General features: G+C 66.4%; 21 protein-coding genes and 4 tRNA genes. 16 read left to right on the top strand and 9 right to left on the bottom strand.

The window, feature by feature from the left end:
• Positions 1-123: 123 nt before the first annotated feature.
• From glmS to WFK98_RS07595, 3 genes are all read right to left on the bottom strand, one after another.
• Complete coding sequence (glmS, locus tag WFK98_RS07605) at positions 124-1,944, bottom strand: glutamine--fructose-6-phosphate transaminase (isomerizing) (RefSeq protein ID WP_336799811.1); 1,821 nt, start codon at positions 1,942-1,944, stop codon at positions 124-126.
• A gap of 129 nt (positions 1,945-2,073) precedes the next feature.
• Positions 2,074-3,429 carry a bifunctional UDP-N-acetylglucosamine diphosphorylase/glucosamine-1-phosphate N-acetyltransferase GlmU gene (gene glmU, locus WFK98_RS07600; RefSeq protein WP_336799810.1) on the bottom strand — a complete coding sequence of 452 codons (1,356 nt, stop codon included), beginning with the start codon at positions 3,427-3,429 and terminating at the stop codon, positions 2,074-2,076.
• 118 nt (positions 3,430-3,547) lie between these two features.
• Entirely contained in the window at positions 3,548-4,285 is a 738-nt protein-coding gene (locus tag WFK98_RS07595; RefSeq protein ID WP_266337410.1) for a cytochrome c biogenesis CcdA family protein, read from the bottom strand.
• 182 nt (positions 4,286-4,467) lie between these two features.
• Here WFK98_RS07595 and WFK98_RS07590 point away from each other — a divergent pair, with 182 nt between their 5' ends.
• From WFK98_RS07590 to WFK98_RS07580, 3 genes are all read left to right on the top strand, one after another.
• On the top strand, positions 4,468-5,403 hold the full coding sequence (locus WFK98_RS07590; protein WP_336799809.1) for a carbohydrate kinase family protein: 936 nt from the start codon (positions 4,468-4,470) through the stop codon (positions 5,401-5,403).
• Between the two features lie 9 nt (positions 5,404-5,412).
• Entirely contained in the window at positions 5,413-6,072 is a 660-nt protein-coding gene (locus WFK98_RS07585; protein ID WP_336799808.1) for a chloramphenicol phosphotransferase CPT family protein, read from the top strand.
• Positions 6,073-6,139: 67 nt separating this feature from the next.
• Complete coding sequence (locus WFK98_RS07580; protein WP_336799807.1) at positions 6,140-7,084, top strand: sulfite oxidase heme-binding subunit YedZ; 945 nt, start codon at positions 6,140-6,142, stop codon at positions 7,082-7,084.
• Here WFK98_RS07580 and WFK98_RS07575 read toward each other — a convergent pair.
• The gene (locus WFK98_RS07575) at positions 7,024-8,559 is read right to left on the bottom strand and encodes an amidohydrolase family protein (protein ID WP_336799806.1); all 1,536 of its coding nucleotides are present in this window, start codon (positions 8,557-8,559) and stop codon (positions 7,024-7,026) included. The genes WFK98_RS07580 and WFK98_RS07575 overlap by 61 nt on opposite strands.
• Positions 8,560-8,744: 185 nt before the next feature.
• Between WFK98_RS07575 and WFK98_RS07570 the strand changes: the two genes are divergently transcribed.
• Positions 8,745-9,410, top strand: a complete 666-nt coding sequence (locus WFK98_RS07570) for a YitT family protein (protein ID WP_336799805.1) — start codon at positions 8,745-8,747, stop codon at positions 9,408-9,410.
• Between the two features lie 16 nt (positions 9,411-9,426).
• On the opposite strand, the gene WFK98_RS07565 is transcribed toward WFK98_RS07570, so the two are convergent.
• From WFK98_RS07565 to epmA, 3 genes are all read right to left on the bottom strand, one after another.
• On the bottom strand, positions 9,427-10,062 hold the full coding sequence (locus tag WFK98_RS07565; RefSeq protein WP_336799804.1) for an FMN-binding negative transcriptional regulator: 636 nt from the start codon (positions 10,060-10,062) through the stop codon (positions 9,427-9,429).
• A gap of 78 nt (positions 10,063-10,140) precedes the next feature.
• Positions 10,141-11,211: a lysine-2,3-aminomutase-like protein gene (locus tag WFK98_RS07560; RefSeq protein WP_336799803.1), complete on the bottom strand. Its 1,071-nt coding sequence runs from the start codon at positions 11,209-11,211 to the stop codon at positions 10,141-10,143.
• A gap of 15 nt (positions 11,212-11,226) precedes the next feature.
• Complete coding sequence (epmA, locus tag WFK98_RS07555; RefSeq protein ID WP_336799802.1) at positions 11,227-12,270, bottom strand: EF-P lysine aminoacylase EpmA; 1,044 nt, start codon at positions 12,268-12,270, stop codon at positions 11,227-11,229.
• Between the two features lie 141 nt (positions 12,271-12,411).
• Between epmA and efp the strand changes: the two genes are divergently transcribed.
• The 5 genes from efp (at position 12,412) to WFK98_RS07530 (ending at position 15,534) form a co-directional block, all read left to right on the top strand.
• Positions 12,412-12,978, top strand: coding sequence for an elongation factor P (gene efp / locus WFK98_RS07550; RefSeq protein ID WP_266337401.1), 567 nt, complete (start codon positions 12,412-12,414; stop codon positions 12,976-12,978).
• 610 nt (positions 12,979-13,588) lie between these two features.
• The gene (locus WFK98_RS07545) at positions 13,589-14,884 is read left to right on the top strand and encodes a putative bifunctional diguanylate cyclase/phosphodiesterase (protein WP_336799801.1); all 1,296 of its coding nucleotides are present in this window, start codon (positions 13,589-13,591) and stop codon (positions 14,882-14,884) included.
• Positions 14,885-14,997: 113 nt separating this feature from the next.
• Positions 14,998-15,074, top strand: a tRNA-Pro gene (locus WFK98_RS07540).
• Positions 15,075-15,108: 34 nt separating this feature from the next.
• On the top strand, positions 15,109-15,414 hold the full coding sequence (locus tag WFK98_RS07535; protein WP_266337399.1) for an ETC complex I subunit: 306 nt from the start codon (positions 15,109-15,111) through the stop codon (positions 15,412-15,414).
• A gap of 43 nt (positions 15,415-15,457) precedes the next feature.
• A tRNA-Arg gene (locus WFK98_RS07530) sits at positions 15,458-15,534 on the top strand.
• Between the two features lie 222 nt (positions 15,535-15,756).
• Here WFK98_RS07530 and WFK98_RS07525 read toward each other — a convergent pair.
• Together WFK98_RS07525 and WFK98_RS07520 are read right to left on the bottom strand one after the other, a co-directional pair.
• Positions 15,757-16,152, bottom strand: coding sequence for a DUF192 domain-containing protein (locus tag WFK98_RS07525; RefSeq protein WP_266337398.1), 396 nt, complete (start codon positions 16,150-16,152; stop codon positions 15,757-15,759).
• A 77-nt stretch (positions 16,153-16,229) separates the two neighbouring features.
• Positions 16,230-16,805, bottom strand: coding sequence for a cold-shock protein (locus WFK98_RS07520; RefSeq protein WP_266337397.1), 576 nt, complete (start codon positions 16,803-16,805; stop codon positions 16,230-16,232).
• Positions 16,806-17,133: 328 nt separating this feature from the next.
• On the opposite strand from WFK98_RS07520, the gene WFK98_RS07515 reads away from it, so the two are divergent.
• The 7 genes from WFK98_RS07515 (at position 17,134) to WFK98_RS07485 (ending at position 22,106) form a co-directional block, all read left to right on the top strand.
• Positions 17,134-17,550, top strand: coding sequence for a VOC family protein (locus WFK98_RS07515; protein ID WP_266337396.1), 417 nt, complete (start codon positions 17,134-17,136; stop codon positions 17,548-17,550).
• A 119-nt stretch (positions 17,551-17,669) separates the two neighbouring features.
• Positions 17,670-17,744, top strand: a tRNA-Glu gene (locus WFK98_RS07510).
• An 80-nt stretch (positions 17,745-17,824) separates the two neighbouring features.
• Positions 17,825-17,899, top strand: a tRNA-Glu gene (locus tag WFK98_RS07505).
• Between the two features lie 182 nt (positions 17,900-18,081).
• On the top strand, positions 18,082-19,617 hold the full coding sequence (locus WFK98_RS07500) for an ATP-binding protein (protein WP_266337395.1): 1,536 nt from the start codon (positions 18,082-18,084) through the stop codon (positions 19,615-19,617).
• Positions 19,618-19,759: 142 nt separating this feature from the next.
• Positions 19,760-20,314, top strand: coding sequence for a hypothetical protein (locus WFK98_RS07495; protein WP_336799800.1), 555 nt, complete (start codon positions 19,760-19,762; stop codon positions 20,312-20,314).
• A 54-nt stretch (positions 20,315-20,368) separates the two neighbouring features.
• A complete protein-coding gene (locus tag WFK98_RS07490; RefSeq protein WP_336799799.1) occupies positions 20,369-21,010 on the top strand; it encodes a L,D-transpeptidase in 642 nt (213 codons plus the stop codon).
• A gap of 64 nt (positions 21,011-21,074) precedes the next feature.
• Entirely contained in the window at positions 21,075-22,106 is a 1,032-nt protein-coding gene (locus tag WFK98_RS07485) for an amino acid ABC transporter substrate-binding protein (protein ID WP_266337392.1), read from the top strand.
• Positions 22,107-22,257: the final 151 nt, after the last annotated feature.

Genomic DNA, 22,257 nt, shown 5'->3' with positions numbered 1-22,257 from the left:
GCGCGCCTGATTCCTGCCTGCCCTCCGCCATTATGACGGCTGGCATACGGATGACCAGAAGATACTCGTTAGCAACGGCCTCGCCGGAGGATTCGTTCCGGCGAGGCTCCTCTACGCCGCGCGCTATTCGACGGTAACCGACTTCGCCAGATTGCGCGGCTGGTCGACGTCCGTGCCCATGAACACCGCCGTATGATAGGCGAGCAGCTGCACCGGGATCGTGTAGACGAGGGCCGTCACGCTGGCCGGCATTTCCGGCAGGATGATCGTCGCCATCGTATCCATGGCGGCGGCCTCGGCACCCTTCCTGTCGGTGATCAGGATGATTCGGCCGCCGCGCGCCGCGACTTCCTGCATGTTCGAGACGGTCTTCTCGAAGATGTGGTCGAAGGGGGCGATGACGACGACCGGCATGTCCTCGTCGATCAGCGCGATCGGACCATGCTTCAGCTCGCCGGCCGCATAGCCCTCGGCATGGATATAGGAGATTTCCTTCAGCTTCAGCGCGCCTTCGAGCGCGATCGGATAGCTGGTGCCGCGGCCGAGATAAAGGCAATGCTTGACCTTGGCGAGGTCGCGCGCGAGCGCCTCGATCTGATCCTCCAGCTTCAGCGCCTCGTGCATCAGGCGCGGCACCTCGCTGAGCGCGCGCACGAGCGCGTGTTCCTCGTCGCCAGAGAGCATGCCGCGCGCCTTGCCGGCCGCTACCGCCGTCGCCGCAAGCACGGAGAGCTGGGCGGTGAAGGCCTTGGTCGAGGCGACGCCGATCTCGGGGCCGGCGAGCGTCGGCAGCACGAAATCGGCCTCGCGGGCGATGGTCGATTCGCGCACGTTGACGATGGCCGCGATCTTCTGGCCCTCGCCCTTCGCATAGCGCAGCGACGCCAGCGTATCCGCCGTCTCGCCCGACTGGGAGATGACGATGGAGAGGCCATCCTTCGAGAGCGGCTGCTCGCGATAGCGGAACTCGGAAGCGATATCGATATCGACCGGCAGGCGCGCATAGCGCTCGAACCAGTACTTGGCGACGAAACCGGCATAGAAGGCCGTGCCGCAGGCGGTGATCGACAGCCGGTCAATGGCGGCGAAGTCGATGCCGGCCGGCACCTTGGCGCTGCCGTTCACGAGATCCAGGTAGTGCGCGACCGTGTGGCCGACGACCTCGGGCTGCTCATGGACTTCCTTGACCATGAAATGGCGGTGATTGCCCTTGTCGACGACATGGGTGGTGCCCTGCAACTGCGTCAGCGGGCGCGACACCGGGTTGCCGGCCTCGTCGTAGATTTCGGCGCTCGACCGCGTCAGCACGACCCAGTCGCCATCGTTCAGATAGGTGATCTCGTCGGTGAACGGGCCGAGCGCGATGGCGTCGGAGCCGAGGAACATCTCGCCATCGCCCCAACCAACTGCGAGCGGGCTGCCGCGACGGGCACCGATCAGCAGGTTGTCCTCGCCCTCGAACAGGAAGGCGAGCGAGAAGGCGCCGGTGAGCCGGCCGAGAACGGCCTGGACGGCCTCTCTCGGCGCCATCCCGGCGGCGAGATTGACCGTCACCAGATGGGCGATCACCTCGGTGTCCGTATCGGACGAGAAGGTGCGGCCGGCCGCTTCCATCTCCAGCCGAAGCTCGCGGAAATTCTCGATGATGCCGTTGTGGACGACGGCGAGGCGCTCGGTCGCGTGCGGATGGGCATTGCGCTCCGTGGGCGCTCCATGCGTCGCCCAACGGGTGTGGCCGATTCCGGCGAGGCCGAAGCGCGGCGAGCCAGCCAGCTTCAGGTCGAGATTGCGCAGCTTGCCCTCGGCGCGCAGCCGGTCGAGATGACCGTCTTCCAAGGTCGCGATGCCGGCGGAATCATAGCCGCGATATTCCAGGCGCTTCAGCGCATCGACCAAAAGAGGCGCGACGGGCGTCCGACCCAGAATGCCGATAATTCCGCACATGTAGCTCATCCCCGTTCGCGGCGCCCAAACGGGCACCCTAGTCCAAGTCAAATCCTGACGCCTCTTAGCCTTTCGGGCCAAGTGCCGGAAATCACTTCCTGTTTCGCGCCTACACCGAAAGGCGCAGCCCTAGACGCGGACCCGCTTCGTCTTGGCCTTCAACTCGCGGAAGCGGGCCGCCCAGCCGGGCTTCTCCACCTGCCGCCCGCGGGCGATCGCCAGCGCATCCGGCGCCACATCCTCGGTGATGACGCTGCCCGAGGCGACATAGCCGCCGTCGCCGATCGTCACTGGCGCGACCAGAACGCTGTTCGAACCGATGAAGGCGCCCTCGCCGATAACGGTCAGCGCCTTGTCGTAGCCATCGTAGTTGCCGGTAACCGTTCCCGCGCCGACATTCGCCTCGGCGCCGACCTTGGCGTCGCCGATATAGGTCAGGTGGCTGATCTTGGCGCCGGCGCCGATCTCGGCGTTCTTCACCTCGACGAAATTGCCGACCTTGCTCTTCGGGCCGAGCTGCGCGCCCGGGCGCAGCCGCGCGAACGGGCCGATCTCGGCGCCGCGCTCCAGATGCGCGCCGGTCAGGTGCGAGTAGGCGTGGATGACGACGCCTTCATCGACGGTGACACCGGGACCGAAGAAGACGTTCGGCTCGATGACGACGTCGCGTGAAAGCTTGGTGTCATGCGCCAGGAACACGGTTTCCGGCGCCGTCATGGTGACGCCGGCAAGCAGCGCCGCCTGCCGCGCCCGCCCCTGCCAGATGCGCTCTATATCAGCGAGCTCGGCGCGTGTGTTGACGCCGCCGACCTCGGCCGCGTCCGCCTCGATGGCGACGACGCCGAGGCCGCGCGCATTGGCGATCTCGACGGCGTCAGTCAGGTAGAATTCGCCCTTGGCGTTGTCGTTGCCGACGGCGTCGAGCAGCGCCAGGATCGTCTCGCCGCGAAAGCCCATCAGCCCGGCATTGCAGAAGCCGATCGCCCGCTCGTCGTCGCTCGCCTCGCGCTCCTCGCGAATCGCGATCAACTGCCCGTCGCGCTCGATCAGGCGGCCATAGCCGGCCGGAATCTCCGGGCGGAAGCCGAGCACGACGACGCTGGCGCCCTTGGCGAGTTCCGCCCGCATCCGGGCCAGCGTCTCGGCAGTGACGAGCGGCGTATCGCCGTAGAGCACCAGGACGTCATCGGCTGCGATTTCGAGCGCCGCGCGCGCCGCGAGCACGGCATGGGCCGTGCCGAGCCGCTCGACCTGCTCGACCAGGACCGCGGAAGGCGCCGCCTTGGCGGCGAAGTCGCGCACCGCGCCCGCGCCATTGCCGACGACCACAGCGAAACGATCGATGCCGGCGCCGGTCGCGGTCTTCAGCACATGACCGATCATCGGCAGGCCTGCCACCGGATGCATCACCTTGGGCAGGGCCGAGCGCATGCGCGTGCCCTCACCTGCGGCGAGAACGATGGCGAGCGAAGTGCGATCCGGCATGTTTCCTCCGAAAGGGCGAAGAGCTTGGGCGTAGCTATGAAGCGAATTGCCTAACCGGCCATTGCCGCCAGAGTTGGGCGACAAAGAACGAGCGAGAACACGCCATCCGATGGCAGGTTCAGCCGATTCGCGACAGCGCCGGGAAGGTTTCGAGCAGCCAGAACGACATCGCCGTCATCTGGCCGGTCAGGAACAGAACGCCGGCAAGGATCAGGAACAGGCCCATCGCCTTCTCCACCATCGGCATATGGCGGCGGAAGCGGCGCAGCCCGCCGATGAAGCGCTCGGCGAAGCCGGCGGCGATCATGAAGGGAATGCCGAGGCCGAGCGAATAGATCGCCAGCAACCCGGCGCCGCGGCCGACCGTATCCTGCGATCCGGCGACGGCGAGGATCGCCGCCAGCACCGGACCGATGCAGGGCGTCCAGCCGAAAGCGAAGGCAAGGCCGAGCACATAGGCGCCGACCAGGCCGCCCGGCTGGTTCGCGACCTGGACGCGCGCCTCGCGCTGCAGGAAGGCGATGCGGAAGACGCCGAGGAAATGCAGGCCCATGACGATGATGACGAGGCCGGCGACGACGGAGAGGATCTCCTGCTGCCGCGCCACCATGCGGCCGAGCACCGAGGCGGTGGCGCCGAGCAGCACGAAGACGGTGGTGAAGCCGAGCACGAAGGCGAAGGACGAGCGCAGCACCATGCGACGGATGCGGGCGTCGGCCTTCGTCCCCACCACCTCGTCGAGGCTGAGTCCGGTGACGTAGCAGAGATAGGGCGGCACGAGCGGCAGCACGCAGGGCGAGATGAAGGACAGCAACCCCGCGATCAGGGCGCCCCAGAGCGTAACGTCTGACGGCATGGCTTTTCGGTCGTTTCCGGCAAAATGGTTCGACGACCGGCGGATGCCACCGTCGCAAGGCCGTTATAGGGCAAAGGCGCGGGCGACACACGCGGACATCGGATCGCAGCCTCCCCGCTTGGCGGCGCGACGCGCTTCCGCTAATGGGCATGGGCGATAGAGACCAGCGGGAGGATCACCGAATGATCGTGAGTTGCGGCGAGGCACTGATCGACTTCTTGCCGGTCAAGGATACTGGCGGGAACGATTCCTATCAGCCGAAGGTCGGCGGCTCGCCCTACAATGTGGCGCTCACCACCGGCCGGCTCGGCATTCCGACCGGATTCCTCGGCGGTATCTCGACCGACTTCTTCGGCGAAATGCTGGTTGAGGAACTGAAGCGCTCGCAGGTCAGCCTGAAATATACCGGCCTGTCGGCGCGCCCGACGACGCTTGCCTTCGTGAGCCTGCTGCATGACGAGCCGCAATACGCCTTCTTCGACGAGAATTCGGCCGGCCGCCTGCACGATCCCGCCGCGCATGAGCCAATCGGCGACGAGGTCGAGGCGATCCATTTCGGTTCGATCTCGCTCATTCCCGAACCGATCGTCAGCCGCCTCTCCGCCGTCATGGACGCCAATCGCGGCAAGCGGGTGATCTGCTACGACCCCAATGTCCGCCCGACGCTGATCCATGACCGCGATGCCTTCTGCGCCAACGTCGAGAAATTCGCGCATGGCGCCGACATCGTGAAGATCTCCGGCGCCGACCTCGAATGGCTCTATCCGGGCGTCGCGGCGGAGACGGTCGCGGCCGGCTGGCTTGCCGCCGGCACCGGTCTCGTCGTCGTCACGCGGGGCGGCAATGGCGTCACCGCCTATACGCCGACCGGCCCGGTGTTCAGCCCCGTCATCCCCGTCACCATCGCCGACACGGTCGGCGCGGGCGACAGCTTCACCGGCGGCCTGCTGGCGCGACTTTCAGAGAAGGGCCACCTCACCATCGATGGCGTGCGCAACATCGACCCCGAGGCCCTCAAGGACGCACTCGACTTCGCCAACCGCGTCGCCGCGATCACCTGCTCGCGCGCCGGCGCCAATCCGCCCTGGCGCAGCGAACTGGTCGGCGTCGACGCCTAGGCAGCGGTCGTGAAGCCGGGTTCTGCCCCTGGGCAGATCGTCATCCTGAACGGCGCGCCGCGATCCGGGAAATCGAGCATCGCGGCCGCCCTGCAGGAAGACGCCCGTCGTGCCTGGATGAACCTCGGCGTCGACGGCTACATCAACACCATCACCCCGCCGCCGTTTCGGCCTGGCCTCGGATTGCGGCCGGGTGGCGAGCGGCCGGATCTCGAACCGCTGGTGCCGCGCTTCTACGCGGCGCTCTACGAGTCGATCGCGGCGCATAGCCGGCTCGGCTTCGACGTCGTCGTCGATATCGCCCATCACGACGACTATTCGCAGCCGCTCGATATCCTGCCGGATTGCGCCCGCCGGCTGGCCGGCCTGCCGGTGCTGTTCGTCGGCGTCCATTGCCCCATCGAAACGATCATGGCGCGGCGCAATGCCGGACAGGCGGGGCGCGAGGGCCTCTACGCGGTCGGCACAGCGGAAGAGCCTGTTCCCGCCCCCGTCCTGCGCTGGCAACACGCGGTCCATGTTCCCGGCATCTACGACCTCGAAGTCGACACGTCCCGCCTCAGCCCGGCCGAGTGCGCGGCGCGGATTCGGGCGCATCTGGGCCTCGAACCGCCGCGTCCCACCGCCTTCGAACGACTGGCCGAAATGGGCCCGCTCACGGAAAGCTGATCACGCCGGTGACACAAATCGCCGTCTGGTCACGTAAGAGGACTGACAGCGATTGCATGAGGTCCCGATGAATCGATCCGCCGCGCCGGCCGCCCGCCTCTATCCCTGGCAGGACAGGAAGGGCGATTTCTCGCCATTGAAGGCGATCGTCTTCGCCGGCGTGTTCCTGCCCGGCCTCTGGCTGGTCGCGCGCGCACTGATGGGCACGCTCGGCCCGCGCCAGATGATCGAGATCAACCACCAGACCGGCCTCTGGGCCGTCCGCTTCCTGCTGCTGACGCTGGCGATCACGCCGCTGCGCCATGTCTGGCGCTGGCCGGAACTGGTGTTCGTCCGCCGCACCCTCGGCAATGCGGTGTTCGCCTATGGAATCATCCACCTCGTCGCCTATGCCGGCGACCTCGCCTGGGACGTCCCGAAGGTCGTCTCCGAGATCTTCGCCCGCGTCTATCTCACCATCGGGCTGATGGTGCTGATCCTGCTGACGCCGCTGGCGATCACCTCCGCCAATGGCATGATGAAGCGCATGGGTGGCCTCAACTGGCGCCGCCTGCACCACCTCGTCTACCCGATCATCCTGCTGGCCGCGCTGCACTTCTTCCTGCAGTCGAAGCTCGGCGTCACCGAGCCGATCGTCATCACGGCGATCGCGGTCTGGCTGCTCGGCTGGCGGCTGCTGGCGGCCTGGCTCGGCGAGGCGCGGATCGCGACGCTGCCGGCGACCTTCCTCCTCGGCGCCGCCGTGACGGTGGCGACGGCCTTCGGCGAGGCGCTCTACTATTATCTGAAGATCGGCGTCGCCTTCAGCCGCGTGCTGCCGACCAACTTCAATCCCGCCGCCGGCATCCGCCCCGCCTGGATCATCGGCGGCATCGTGCTCGCCGTGCTGGCCGTGGCGATCTTCCGCCGCCTGCTGCCGGCGAAGACATCGGCGCGCCGCTCTGCCGCGCGTCAGGCCGGCGTCGCCGCGAAGCCGGAGGCCTCGTCGCAGCCGCAGGGAAACGCCGCGTAGCGCTCGACGCGATAGGGCTTCATCGACAGCCCGCGACAGAAGCCGGTCACCGCGTCCTCCAGCGTCTCGACCTTGGCGATCTCGGCGGCGTTCAGCTCCAGCATCCGGTCGCGCGCCGCCTCGGCCTTGTCGGCGAGCGACGCCATGTCGGAGGCGAGATGGCGGCCGTCGCGGACGATGAACTGGCCATCGACCATGACATGGCGCACGGCGGTCGCATCCTCGGCGAAGACCAGCTGCGTCGAGGGATCGTTGATCGGCATCCAGTTGGGATGATCGAGGCTCAGGAAGACGATGTCGGCCCGCTTGCCGACCGCGATGGCGCCGACATGGTGGAAGCCTGCCATCTGCGCCCCGCCTCGCGTCGCCGCGTCGATGATCTCCGGCGCGGTCAGCCAGCGCCGGTGATCGGGCTGGCGGACGGCGGCGACCTGGCCGGCGGCGCGCATCGCCTCATACATGTTCTGGTTATCGGACGAGACGGCGCCATCCGTGCCGATGGCGAGGTTGATGCCGAATTCCAGCATCCGCCGGGCATCGGCGATGCCGGAGCCGAGGCGCATGTTGCTACCGGCATTGTGGGAGATGGACGAGCCCTTTTCGGCGACCCGACGGAGGTCGTCGTCGTCGAGCCAGATGCCGTGGGCGATGGAGAAATGCGGCCCGAGCACGCCGAGGTCGTCGACGCGGGCCAGCATGGTCTTGCCATATTTTTCGATGGCCGAGACGGCCTGCATCTTGGCCTCGCCGATATGGCTCTGGATGACGGTGCCGTGCTCGCGCGCCAGCCGGTCGCAGCCGAGCATCAGCTCGTCCGAACAGACCAGCGGAATGGTGGGGGCGATGCCGAGCTTGACGTGGTCGCGGTCATGCGGCCAGCGCTTCAGCGCCTCGCCCATCAGCGCCAGCACGCGTTCGGTCGCCGGCGCGCCGTCGATCTTCGCCAGCGTACGCAGATCGTCCGGCAGGCTTTCGACCAGCCCCGGAATGCCGCGATAGAACGTGGTGTCGGCCAGCATCGGCGCCATCACGGCGCGAATGCCGGCATCGCGATAGGCCTGGCCCATCGCCTCCAGTTCCTCGATAGAGGCGACCGGCAGGCCGAAAGTCAGGTCGAAGGCGAGCGTGCAGCCCTTCATCGCCATCTCGACCGCGCCAAGATAGGTGTTGAGGTACTTCATCTCCAGCGACTGGTTGGCGAAGCGCGCCGGCGTCGCCAGCAGCAGGAGTTCCAGGTTGAAGCGGTCGCGGTAGCCGCGCGTCAGCGCGCCGGTGCCATGGGTGTGGCCGTTGACGAGGCCGGCATGCAGCAAATGCCGGCCGGCGTCGATGACTTCCGCGTCGTCCGGCGCGGCAAGACCCGGAGCGCCGATCTCGAGGATGGCGCCGTCGCGGATCAGGATATCGCGCAGCGGCGCCGCCCGCCCCGCCGCGTCGAGCAGGCGTCCACCCCGGATGATCCTGAATTCGCTCATCGATTTCCCCTGTGGCTGGCTGTGGTCAATCCGGCCCATCGCTGCCGGCCATGCTAGATCGTCGCCGGCGATCCGTCAGCCGCAAGAACATCGCCCGATCGATGCTGCACCGCAATATTCTCTTGCCGGCAATTTAAGACAGTATTACTGTCCTATTTCATCGGTGCGCCTCGGAGAGATGGCCAATGGACGACGAACGGCAGCTTGCTCATTCGCTCTATGACGACGCGCTCGCCTTCCTGATCGGCACGCTGTTCATCGCGCTCGGTCTCGCCATGCTGAAGGCGGCGGGGCTCGGTATTGGCGGGACTGCCGGTATTGCCTTCCTGACCAACAAGGCGACCGGGCTCGATTTCGGCAGCGTCTTCTTCGTCATCAACGTGCCGTTCTTCATCTTCGCCTATCTCGCCTTCGGGCCCCTCTACCTGCTGCGCTCGGTGATCGCGACAGCCCTGCTATCGCTCGAAACCACGCTGCTGCCGTCCTTCCTCACCTTCGGCCATATCGACCCGGTGCTGGCGGCGGCGATGGGCGGGTTGCTGATCGGCATGGGCATGCTGTCGCTGATCCGTCATCAGGCCGGCATCGGCGGCTTCGCGACGGCGGCGGTCTATCTGCAGGACCGCTATGGCTGGCGCGCCGGCAAACTGCTGATGGCGGCCGATCTTTCCGTCATGGCGGCGGCGTTCCTGCTGCTCCAGCCGAGCCAGGTGGCGCTCTCCGTCTTCGCGGTGATCTGCCTCAACATCGTGCTGGCGTTCTACCACAAGCCCGGCCGCTATGCCGGCTTCGCCCGCTTCGAACGGCGGCGCGCCAAGGCCGCCAGTGTCGCGCGCGCCGAAGAGGCCTGAGGCCGCGCGGGCACGCTTATTCCGAGGTTTCGCGGTAGCGCTCGGCCACCAGCTCGCCCATCGGGTGCCCGCTCTGGCCCAGCCCTTCGATGACGCCTTCGCGGTCGGCCGCCGGACGATTCTGGCTGACCTTCCACTTGCCCTCGATGCGCGCGATCGGGATCTCGAGCCCGACGATCCCCTTCATCTGCGCCGCGACGAACGGCTCCGGTGCATCGTCGACGCTCCAGGCATGCGCCTGCGCCTTCTCGCTCTCATCGGTCAGTTCGCCGACCTGCTGGCGCAGCCAGTCCGTCGATTCCAGGATGCGCGGCGTGCCCCAGGCATGCACCGTGGCGTAGTTCCAGGTCGGCACCACCTTATGGGTCTCGGCCTTGGTCGCATACCAGTTCGGCGTCACATAGGCATTCGGCCCCTGGAACAGCACCATGGCTTCCGAGCCGGCCCGGAGAGCCGCCAGCTGGTTGTTGGCGCGGGCGAGATGGGCGCGCAGCAAGCCCTTCTCGGCACCGGCCGGGTCGATCAGGAACGGGATCAGATTGGCCATCAGGCCGCCCTCGCCCGCCGTCACCAGCATGGCGAGCGGATGGGCGCGCATCAACCCGTGCAGGACGTCGAGCCGGTCTTCACGGAATGCGGGCGGCTGGTACACGATGGAACCTCATGCGGAATTGTCTGACGACACTGCCACCGCGCGCCGTTGGATCGCAAGCGGCGGAGAGGCGGCAGGTCAGACGGCGTCGTTGAAGCGATAGGCGTGCTCGCCGCCATTCGGGTCGGTAACGGTGTCGTCCTCGCCGACATAGTCCGGCCCGATCGGCACCTTGCCGTAACCGCCCGGAATGTCGAGGACGTAGGTCGGCTGCGCCAGACCGGAGAGGCGGCCACGCAGGGCGCGCATCAGCGCCTGCCCCTCGGCGATCGAGGTGCGGAAATGGCTGGTGCCGGGCGCGAGGTCGCCATGGTGCAGGTAATAGGGCTTCACCCGCGCCTCGACGAAACCGCGCATCAGCGCCGCCATCGTCTCGGGATCGTCATTGATGCCCTTCAGGAGAACCGTCTGGCTGACCATGGCGATGCCGGCATCGGCGAGCCGCGCCAGCGCCGCCCTGGCCTCCGCCGTCAACTCCCGCGGATGGTTGGCATGGATGGCGACATAGACCGTCTTGCCGGTGTTGCGCAGCGCGGCGACGATCTCGGCCGTGATCCGCGCGGGGTCGACGACCGGCACGCGGGTATGGAAGCGCAGGATCCGGACATGCTCGATGGTGCGGAACCGCTCCAGCAGCTCGGCCAGCCGACGCGGCGCGATCACCAGGGGATCGCCGCCGGTGAAGACGACCTCCCAGATCTCCGGACGCGCGCGGATATAGTCGAGCGCCGCTTCCAGTTCCTGCTCGCCCAGCATGGTCGGGCCGCCGGGACCGACGGTCTCGCGCCGGAAGCAGAAGCGGCAATAGACGGCGCAGACATGCACGAGCTTCAGCAGCACGCGGTCCTGATAGCGATGCACCAACCCCGGCACCGGGCTGTGCGCGTCATCGCCGATCGGGTCGGCCCGCTCCTCCGGCAGCGTCGTCAGCTCGGCCGTTGTCGGCACGAACTGGGCCGCGATCGGGTCGTTGGGATCGCTCGCCTCGATCAGCTTCGCCATCGCCGGCGTCACCGCCACCGCATAGCGTTCCGCCACGCGGTCCAGCCCCTCGCGCGCCGAAGGTGGCACAAGGCCGGCCTCGACCAAGGCGGCCGAGGAGCGCAGGGTCAGTGATTTTTCGAGCGGAATGACGGGTGAGCGCGACATTCCGCACTCTTTCGGTCATTCGGCCGCCGGTGTCCAGATCACAACGTCGAGACGCGGCGCGCCGGTCGCCAGCATGACCAACCGGTCGAATCCGAGCGCGATGCCGGACGCCTCCGGCATGATGGCGAGCGCGGCTAGAAAATCCTCGTCAAGCGGATAGCGGTCGCCATAGACGCGCTCCTTCTCGTCCATCTCGGCGACGAAGCGACGACGCTGCTCGGCCGGGTCGGTCAGTTCGCCGAAGCCGTTGGCAAGCTCGACACCGCAGCAATAAAGCTCGAAGCGTTCGGCGACACGCGGATCGCCCGCCTTCGGGCGCGCCAGCGCTGCCTCGACAACAGGATATTCGCAGAGAACCGTTGGCCGCCCCTGCCCCAGATTGGGCTCGACCTTCTCGGCGATGATGCGGCTGAAGATGTCGCTCCAGCTGTCGTCGAAGACGATGCGGATGCCGATTGCCGTCGCCTGCGCCGCCAGCGCATCGCGGTCGGCCGAGCCGTTCGCGTCGAGCGTTGCGAGCAGATCGATGCCGGCATGGCGCAGGAACGCTTCGGCCACCGTCACGCGCTCGGGCTCGGCGAACGGATCCGATTCGAAGCCGCGATGGGTGAAGCGCCGCGTTTCGGCAGCGTCGGCCGCGACGGCGAGAAGCTCGGCGCAATCGCGCATCAGCGCCTCATAGGGTTCGGCCGCACGATACCACTCCAGCATAGTGAACTCACAGGCGTGGCGCGGCCCGAGCTCGCGGTTCCGGAACACCGGCCCGAGCGTATAGATGCGGCTCTCGCCGGCGGCGAGCAGCTTCTTCGCCGCGAATTCGGGCGAGGTATGCAGGTAGAGCGGCTGGCGCGTCCCGTCGGGGAAGACGCGCTCGGTCGCGAAGGCATGCAGATGCGCCTCGTTGCCGGGCGAGACCTGGACGATGCCGCATTCGACCTCGACGAAATCGCGCTGCTGGAACCAGTTGTGCACCGCTGCCTTGATGCGCCCGCGCTTCATCAGGAAGGGGCGGCGATCCGCATGGACATGCGGCGTCCACCAGGGGGATGCACGGGTCATTCTCGGCTTCTCCTGTCATCGCTGCCGCGCCGCGCTGCCGGCTTCGGCGAAATTCGACTGGCGCGAACCAGCGGAATCGCTATGGTGCGCGCCATTATCGCGCCCTTGTACGGGCGCCGACGCCAATCTGAGGGTTAATTCGTGAAGGTTATCGCCAGCCAGGTCCGCAAGGGCAATGTTCTCGAGATCGACGGCAAGCTCTACTCCGTCCTGATCGCTGAAAGCTTCCATCCCGGCAAGGGCACGCCGACGACGCAGATCGACATGCGCGGCCTGGCCGACGGCGTGAAGATCTCGAACCGCTACAAGACGACCGAGCAGGTCGAGCGCGCCTTCGTCGAGGATCGTGACTTCTCGTATCTGTTCCAGGACGGTGAAGGCTTCACCTTCATGAACACTGAGAACTACGAGCAGTTGATCGTGCCGAACGCCGTCGTCGGCGACGCCGCTCCCTATCTCCAGGAAGGCATGGTCGTCCGCCTGTCGATCTTCGAAGAGCAGGCTGTCGGCATCGTCCTGCCGCAGCGCGTGACGCTCGAAGTCGTCGAGACCGAGCCCACCACCAAGGGCCAGACCGCTTCCTCTTCCTACAAGCCGGCGATCCTGTCGAACGGCGTTCGCGCCATGGTCCCCCCGCATATCGGACCGGGCACGCGCATCGTCATCCTGACGGAAGACGGTTCCTACGTGGAACGCGCCAAGGACTAAGCCGCACGGCAGGCGTCTCGTCAGGGCGCCGGAGGGACCCGTTTCGAGCGGCGCCGGACAACCAGTCCGGCGCCGTTTCATTTGGGGCATAGCGATGGTGTGGCCCTGCCCGATCGCGACGATGAACATCGGGAACGGGAGCGCGCGGGCCAATCTTCTCCGCTTCTCCTGCAACTCTACGCGCCCCGGAGCGCGCCGATCTGGACCCGGCTTAGCGTTCATCTATCAAAATATGCTGAAGCATGGTCCAAACTGGACCCACGCCGGCATTCTTCTATTGACTTGTTTACATATTATCCGTGACTCTGATGTTGGGTCGGACTTGGGGGTCCTGGGCAACGCAGCGAAGTTTCGGGCGTTGTTTGCGCATGACAGCCCCAGGGCGCGGTAGGCAGTAATCATGTTGATCGGCATCCTTCTTCTGGGATTGAGCGCCATTATCTTGGCCGTCATCGGCATGTTTGCGGTGCCACTCGGCCTGGGTGCGGCCATATCGCCCCTCTATCTCGCGGCTGCCCTCGCGCTTTTCCTCGCCATCGGCCTTTGGATGCAGCGCAACCTCGTTCGGCTTCGCCGAGCGCTGACCCGCTCACATCACAAGCAGCGTCGCATGTCCGCCACCGCGCGGATCGACCAGCTCACCGGCATGTTCAATCGCGCCAGCTTCATGCGGGCGCTCGACAAGGCGCTGGCGCGCCGGCAGAACGGCGGCCCTTCCGTTGCTGTTTTGCTGGTCGACCTCAACTTCATGCCCGTCAACGACGCGCATGGGCACGCTGTGGGCGACCAGGTTCTGATCGAGATGGCGCGGCGGATCTCCGCCGCCAAGCAGGCCGGCACCACCGTCGCCCGCGTCGGTGGCGACGAGTTCGCGCTGCTGCTCGAAGGCGACGCCGCCACGCCGGAAACAATCGGCCATCGCCTGCTCGACGACATCGCGGCGCCGGTGCAGGTTCCGAACGGCAATGTGCGCATCAGCGCCACCATCGGCATCGCCGCCGCCGAAAAGCGGCAGGTGAGCGGCGAGGAACTGTTGCGCGCCGCCGAACTGGCCCTTCGCGGAACGCGGCGGGGCCTGCACGGCTCGCTGCGCCGGTTCGAGGCGGGCATGGAGGAAGCGCTCAAGGAGCGCCACGCGCTCGAGGTCGACCTTCGACGTGCCCTCGATGAAGACGAAATCGTTCCCTTCTACCAGCCGCTGATCGCGCTCGACGGCGACCGACTGATCGGCTTCGAGGTACTGGCGCGCTGGCAGCACCCGACCCGCGGCCTCATTCCGCCCGCGGCGTTCATTCCGCTGGCCGAGGAGATCGGCCGAATCGGCGAGTTGTTCGACAAGCTGCTGGTGCGCGCCTGCAGCGACGCCCGCAGTTGGCCCTCGGACCTGCGCCTGTCGGTCAATATCTCGCCGACCCAGTTCGCCGAGCCGCAGATGGCGTCGCGCATCCTCGACATTCTCGCCAAGGAGAATTTCGCGCCCGCACGGCTGGAGCTTGAGATCACCGAAAACGCGCTGGTCGATGAAGTCTCCTCGGCCCGCCTGATCCTGACCACGCTGCGCAATGTCGGCGTCTCGGTCGCGCTCGACGATTTCGGCACCGGCTACTCGAGCCTGCGGCACCTGAGCGACCTGCCCGTGGACCGGCTGAAGATCGACCGCGGCTTCGTCGAGAGCGCCCGCCTCAACGAGGAAGGCTGGCGAATCGTCCGCGCCATCGTGCAGCTCGCCGGCACCTTCGACCTCGCCACGACGGCGGAAGGCATCGAGGCACCGGAGATCCTGTCGACGCTGCGCGAGCTGGGCTGCGACATCGGCCAGGGCTACCTCTTCGGCAAGCCGATTTCCGCCGAACAGACCAGCCTCTGGCTGCTTGGCCGGCCGTTGCCCACCGCTCTCGCCTCCTGACGGACCGGATGCCGGCGTCACAATGCGGCTGCGCTGTTGAGGCCGGCATTTGTCGCGGCCGGACGCCTTGAAGACCGGAGACGGACCGTGTAATCCACCCCTGTCGTGAATGTCGGGGCATAGCGCAGCCTGGTAGCGCATCTGGTTTGGGACCAGAGGGTCGTAAGTTCGAATCTTACTGCCCCGACCAATCGACCGAAGAGATTTGATGGAGGCGAGCTGACATGGTTGCGCGTATCTTCAGGCCGGCGCGGACTGCGATGCAGTCGGGTAAGGCGAAGACCGAGCGTTGGACGCTCTCCTACGAGCCGGAAGTCCCGGTTTCGGTCGAGCCGCTGATGGGCTACACCTCGTCCTCCGACATGAAGCGGCAGATCAAGCTCAGCTTCGATACGCAGGAAGAGGCAATCGCCTACGCCGAGAAGAACGGCATCCCCTACCAGGTGCTGACGGCGCAGGACGACACGCGCAAGAAGATCTCCTACTCCGACAATTTCAAGTTCGGCCGCCTGCAGTCCTGGACGCATTGAGCGCCGAACGCGCATCGGCACCGTCACACGGGCCGAGACGATCGGCCCCGTAGCTCAGCTGGATAGAGCAGCCGCCTTCTAAGCGGCAGGTCGCAGGTTCGAGCCCTGCCGGGGTCGCCAACGCCTTCCGCCCGGATCGGATCGCCTGGCTTGGAGCGCGGCGCGCATTCTGGCCACCGCCCTTTGGCTGACTACTTCCCGCAGCCGATTCTCCGCCCCCCGCCGGCGCGACAACCAACCTCTACACCTTCCAGGAATTGCCGCGCGTCCACGCGTCGTCGCGCCCTGTCGCGCGACGTGGCCGCACGATCACGCCTGCCGCCCCCGGCCGATCCCTGGATCTCAGTGCTTCGGAATGGAAAAGCGGTCGCCAGGCGCCAGCGCCAGCCGATCGGCACTGCCGCCGACGAGCTCCAGTACGTAGCGTGCCGGTTCACCGCCCGGAATCAGAGCCTCGGAGAACGGCGTCGCGTTGTGTTCGATGCGCGAGGTGCGACCGTCCGCCTTGATGAAGATCATGTCGAGCGACAGCGGCGTATTCTTCATCCAGAAATAGAGCTGCTGCTCGCTGCCGAAATCGAACAGCATGCCGTGGTTCTGCGCCATCTTTTCGCGCCCCATCAGCCCGTGCTCGCGCTCAGCGGGCGTCACGGCCCATTCGACGCTGAGCCGGTGCTTGCCCGTCCTGGTGGTGACGTGGATTTCGCCCGGCTTCTCGGCAGAAGCGGCTCCGCTCACGGACGCCAGTCCGAAGACGAGCGCGGCGAACAGGGCGGGCAGGAGGGAGAAACGGGAGCGGGGCGTCGCCACGGCGATCAGTGAGACGACGGTCCGGAGCCGTCATCCGGACGGATCTCGGCGGCCATGAGGCCCTTGTCGCCATCGCCAAAGCGAACGAGCACAGTCTGGCCGGGGCGCAGCTCGGTGAGACCGTAGCGGCGCAGCGTCTCCATATGGACGAAGATATCCTCCGTCCCCTCGCCGCGCGTAACGAAGCCATATCCCTTGACGCGGTTGAACCACTTCACGATGCAACGCTCGAGGCCGCTGGTCGGGACGATGACGGTGTGGGTGCGCGGCGGACCGGCCTGCGCCGGATGCACGGCGGTCGAATCATCCATGCTCAGGATGCGGAAGGCCTGCAACCCGCGCTGGCCACGGGTGACCTCGCAGACGATGCGCGATCCCTCATAGGCCGTCTGGAAGCCGTCGCGACGAAGACAGGTTACATGAAGCAGAATATCGGGCGAACCATCATCCGGCAGGATGAATCCATACCCCTTCGAGGCATCGAACCATTTGATCGATCCCGCTACTTCGAACAGATCCAGCCCGCCGTCGTCCTCGCGCCCTGCGGCGGACGATGGTTCAGCGCTGTTCTTGGAACCCATCTTGCCGGCCCCCGATAGGCCTTCTCTCAGGCCGTCATTTCACATGGCAGATCGCGCAGAACCGTCATTACGGCAATGTTGCGACCGATTCCCGTCATGAGAATAACATCGGATCCGACCGTGACCAGTGACATCCCGGCCACAACCACGGATTTCCTTAACGCTGGTTAAGGAATGCGATCTTGCCGAAGGAAGGCGCGCAGTCCCGGTTGCGCGCGGGTTTCTGTTTGCCGCGCTGACCGCTATGGTGTCGGCGCCATATGACGGCCGCGCCGGATCCGAAGCGCGAGCCTCCGATCGGACACATCTGGGAAAGGACAACGCGCCAATGAAGTATCTTCACACCATGGTCCGCGTGACCGACGTCGACAAGTCGATCGCCTTCTATAACGAGCTGGGCCTGAACCTGGTGCGCCGCATCGACAACGAGAAGGGTCGCTACACGCTCTACTTCCTTGCCGCCCCGGGCGACGAGGACGCGCAGGTTGAGCTGACCTTCAACTGGGATCCAGAGGTTTACGGCGAAGGTCGCAATTTCGGCCACCTCGCCTATCGCGTCGACGACATCTACGCGCTCTGCGACAAGCTGCAGAAGGCCGGCATCGTCATCAACCGCCCGCCGCGCGACGGCCACATGGCCTTCATCCGCTCGCCCGACAACATCTCGGTCGAGCTGATCCAGGCCGGCGATCCGCTGCCGCCGCAGGAGCCGTGGGCCTCGATGCCGAATACGGGCAAGTGGTAGAACGGAACCAATTCGTGCCGTCTCAGCGATGAGGCGGCACTCTATCCACAGGCGTAAAACTTGACCGGCGAACGGTCTTGTCTCTCCGGGGCTTGCCCCCTATAAACCGCCTCGCCGCTGCGCCCTTCGTCTATCGGTTAGGACGCCACCCTTTCACGGTGGAGAGAGGGGTTCGACTCCCCTAGGGCGTACCATTCCCTCGGTAGAGTGAATGGTGGAATAGAGACTTGAGCTTGTCAGGCTCAGGTGGACTACCTATAACGCGCATCGGTATGCGCCCTTCGTCTATCGGTTAGGACGCCACCCTTTCACGGTGGAGAGAGGGGTTCGACTCCCCTAGGGCGTACCATTCCTCTGTAGCCGAACACCGAGATGACCCGGACGATGCGTCGCCCGGAAACGCGGGCTGCGACAGCATCCGGCGGATTGCGCCTTCCGCGCGCGATCTCCTGTGGAGTTCGGATGAGGCGGCCCGACGCCTCGGCCTCCCGTGATAGGGTCCGGCCAACGCGAAAAGGCTAGTGGAGCACTATGAAGGCTGGAATCGAACTCGGGACGAACACGACCGGCCAGCCGGCGCTTCTCGACCTCGAGGAACTGCTTTCGACGCGCCTGCTGGTGCAGGGCAATTCCGGCTCCGGCAAGTCCCATCTGCTGCGACGCCTGCTCGAACAGAGCGCCGGCATGGTGCAGCAGGCGATCATCGATCCCGAAGGCGACTTCGTTTCCTTCTCCGAGCGCTTCGGCCACACGGTCGTCGATGCCGAGCGCAGCCCGAGCGAACTGCAGCGGATCGCGCTGCGCATCCGCCAGCACCGGGCCTCCGTCGTGCTCAATCTCGAAGGTCTCGACGCGGAGGAGCAGATGCGCTGCGCCGCCGCCTTCCTGAACGGCCTTTTCGATGCCGATCGCAGCGTCTGGTATCCGATGCTGATCACCGTCGACGAGGCGCAGATCTTCGCGCCCGCCGTCGCCGGCGAGGTATCGGACGAGGCGCGGCGCCTCTCGCTCGGCGCGATGACCAACCTGATGTGCCGCGGCCGCAAGCGCGGCCTCGCCGGCATCGTCGCGACGCAGCGCCTCGCCAAGCTCGCCAAGAACGTCGCGGCCGAGGCGTCCAACTTCCTGATGGGCCGCACCTTCCTCGATATCGACATGGCGCGCGCCGCCGACCTGCTCGGCATGGATCGCCGCCAGGCGGAAGGGTTCCGCGATCTCGAGCCCGGCCAGTTCGTCGCTCTCGGACCGGCTCTGTCGCGGCGCCCGGTTCCCGTGCGCATCGGCGCCGTCGATACGGCTGGTCGCAGCGGCCGTCCCGTGCTGATGCCGCTGCCGGAAATGCCGCAGGCGGAGATGCAGGACCTGATCTTCGTCGGCGGCGAGGACGACCTGCTGCCGATGCCGGCGCCGGTTTCGCGCGCCCGCGGCACGGCCGAGCTGCTGCGCGACATCGAGACTTCCGGCCCGCTCGATTCGACGCCGGAGGTCGAGGCCGATACGCGCACCGAGGCCGAGAAGCAGGAGCTGCTCGATTCCGTCTACGCCGAGATCATGTCGGACCCGGAGACGGCGTTCCGCCCGGCGCCGCTGATCTACCAGGATTTCCTTTTCCATTGCCGGATCAAGAAGCTCGGCACCTTCGGACAGGACATGCCGAGCTTCCGCAAGCGCCTGGCGATGGCGCGGGCCGGCGTCAGCTCGGATCGCGGCGATGACGCCTGGGAACAGGTTCTCGCAGTCGCCGAGAGTCTGCCCGAAGAGATGCAGGGCGTGTTCCTGCTGCTTGCCCGCGCCGCGCGCGAGGAAGCTCCCTGCCCCACCGACGAGGCGCTAGCCAATGCCTATGGCAGCCGCTCGCCGTCGCGCGGGCGTTGGCTGCTCACCTATATGTCCGAGCACGGCCATATCCGCAGCGAAGAGGATTTTCGCGGCAGCCGAATCGTCACGATCGCCGGCGTCAACTGGCGCACCCTGCCCGGCGCGCCCAAGGCCGGACCGATCCGGAAGGTCGATCCGCTGCGGCGAGCGCCGATGCTGACGATGCCTTCCTCGCGGCCGGCCGAATAGGACGCTGCGGAAGATACATCAGGCAGTTGCTTTCCCTGCCCCATGCCCGCCATCATGCTGCCCAGAATCACGCGCTGGCTTAGCGCGGATAGGGTCGTGTCCGGCCGATCCGGCCCGGAACAGCTTCGAACGGGGGAAGCGGATGGAACAGACCGTAACGTCGTCGGGAGACGCGGGGCCTGCCGGGCACCTGAACCGTAGAACGGCGACCTGGCTCGCCGGTGCCGCCGCGCTGCTCGCCGTATCGGGTTGCGCCTCCGTGACCGACAAGGTCGCCCCGTCCGTCGCGCCGGCCACGCCCTCCGTCTCGATCACCACGGAGGATCTCGTCGGCAACTGGGGTCTCGGCTCGTTCCGTCAGGAAGCCGACCTGCCGCGCACGATCAACGAGGCGCGCCGCTACTGCAGCAATCCCTATGTCATCACGCGCGGGCCGAACAACGGCGTGATGATGTATCTGGCCGACCAGTCGACGCCGAGCGAACTGGTGCTGAAGAATTCCGGCGGTCGCGTCTATATCGGACCGCCCGGCCCCGCCGGCACGCCGAAAGACCGCCAGATCACCTCCTTCCAGGACGGCGTCATCGTCGCGCCCTGGGTCGATCCGAGCGTCACCGCGCGCTATGGCACCATGGTATTCGTGCGTTGCGGCCAGGCCGCCGCGCCGGCCGCCACGAAACCGGCAGCTTCCGGCTAAGGGCGGGACCGCCCGCTAACCCATCCGATCCGCCTTCTGAGATTCGAGGTTCCCATGCGTGACAAAGCGGTCCAAATTCTCCGCAAGGTCCTTAGAAGCCCACTGTCGCTGGCCCTGCTTGGCTGCGCCGCCGTCATCGCGCTGGCGCCGGCCGTGCCGGCCGAAGCCGGCATTCGGGACATGCTCAACATCAACGAGCAGCCCGGTGTGGTGCCGACGAAGCAGGAATCCCTGCTTCCGCCCGAGTTCCGGCCGCAGCCGGTCTATTTCCGCTCCAACGAGCCGCCGGGCACGATCATCATCAATACGGACGAGCGCTTCCTTTATCTCGTCCAGTCCGACAATCGCGCCATCCGCTACGGCGTCGGCGTCGGCCGCGACGGATTCCAGTGGTCTGGCCTGCTGAAGATCTCCCGCAAGGCAGAATGGCCGGACTGGCGCCCGCCGGCGGAAATGATCCAGCGCCAGCCCTACCTGCCGCGCTTCATGGCCGGCGGCGAAGGCAACCCGATGGGCGCCCGCGCCCTTTATCTCGGCGACACCATCTACCGCATCCATGGCACCAACCAGCCGCAGACGATCGGCCATGCGCTGTCTTCGGGCTGCTTCCGCATGGTGAACAACGACGTCATGGACCTCTATGAGCGCGTCCCTGTCGGGACCAAGGTCATCGTCCGCCAGCAGGCGAAGCTCTAACAGCATCCTCCGGTCGCTCCTTTCGGGGCGGCTTCCGAGAGCATTCAACGGGAAAGCGACCACGATGTTTCCTGCAAAGGTGATCTATGGCCGCGTGGCGGCCCTTGCCCTGGCCGTCACGCTCGGCGGCGCAGCCGTCGCCGAGGCGGGCACGCTCGACACGGTGAAGCAGCGCGGCAACCTCGTCTGCGGCGTCAGCCAGGGCCTGCTCGGCTTCTCGGCCAAGGACGATTCCGGCAAATGGAGCGGCTTCGACGTCGACTTCTGCCGCGCCGTGGCGACAGCCATCTTCGGCGACGCCGAAAAGGTGACCTACGTGCCGCTGTCCGCCGCCGAGCGCTTCGACGCGCTCAAGGACGGCAAGGTCGACCTCCTGTCGCGCAACTCCACCTGGACGATGTCGCGCGAGACGGACCTGCCGCTCGCCTTCGTCGGCGTCACCTACTATGACGGCCAGGGCTTCATGGTGAAGCGCGACAGCGGCAAGATCTCGGCGCTGGAGCTCGACGGCTCGAAGGTCTGCGTCCAGAGCGGCACCACCAGCGAGCAGAACTTCGTCGACTACTTCAACACCAACACGATGACGTTCACGACCATCGCCGCCGACAGCCCCGAGCAGTCGCTGGAAAACTACAAGACCGGCAAGTGCGACGTCATCACCACCGACGTGTCGCAGCTCTATTCCGAGCGCGCGACGCTCGCCGACGCCGCCGACCATGTCATCCTGCCCGACGTGATCTCGAAGGAGCCGCTCGGCCCGGTCGTCCGTCAGGACGATGCCAAGTGGCGCGCCTTGGTCGGCTGGGTGCATTTCGCGCTTCTGAACGCCGAGGAACTCGGCGTCTCGTCCGAGCGGGTCGACGAGGCGAAGGCCTCGAAGAAGCCCGACGTCATGCGCCTGGTCGGCACCGATGGGGCCTTCGGCGCGAAGCTCGGCCTCTCGAACGACTGGGCCATCAACGTCGTCAAGACGGTCGGCAATTACGGCGAGATCTACGAGCGCAACCTCGGCCTCGGCTCCAAGCTCGGCATCCCGCGCGGCCTGAACCAGCTCTGGTCGCTCGGCGGTATCCAGTACGCACCGCCGATCCGCTAGGATCCCCCGGACTGCAGAATACAAAGGCCGGCGTCTCGCGACGCCGGCCTTTTCATTTGGCGATGAAGACGCTTCTGCCTTCACCCTTCCCAGGGGGGGAGGTCGGCTGACGAGCCGGGTGAGGGACTGCGGCATCTCCGGGCAGGCCAAC

The sequence above is a fragment of the Kaistia sp. MMO-174 genome, assembly GCF_037147815.1.
GTDB classification, from domain to species: Bacteria; Pseudomonadota; Alphaproteobacteria; order Rhizobiales; family Kaistiaceae; genus Kaistia; species Kaistia nematophila.
The sequence above is the reverse complement of the archived record's forward strand: the minus strand, read 5'-3'. Positions and strand labels throughout refer to the sequence as shown.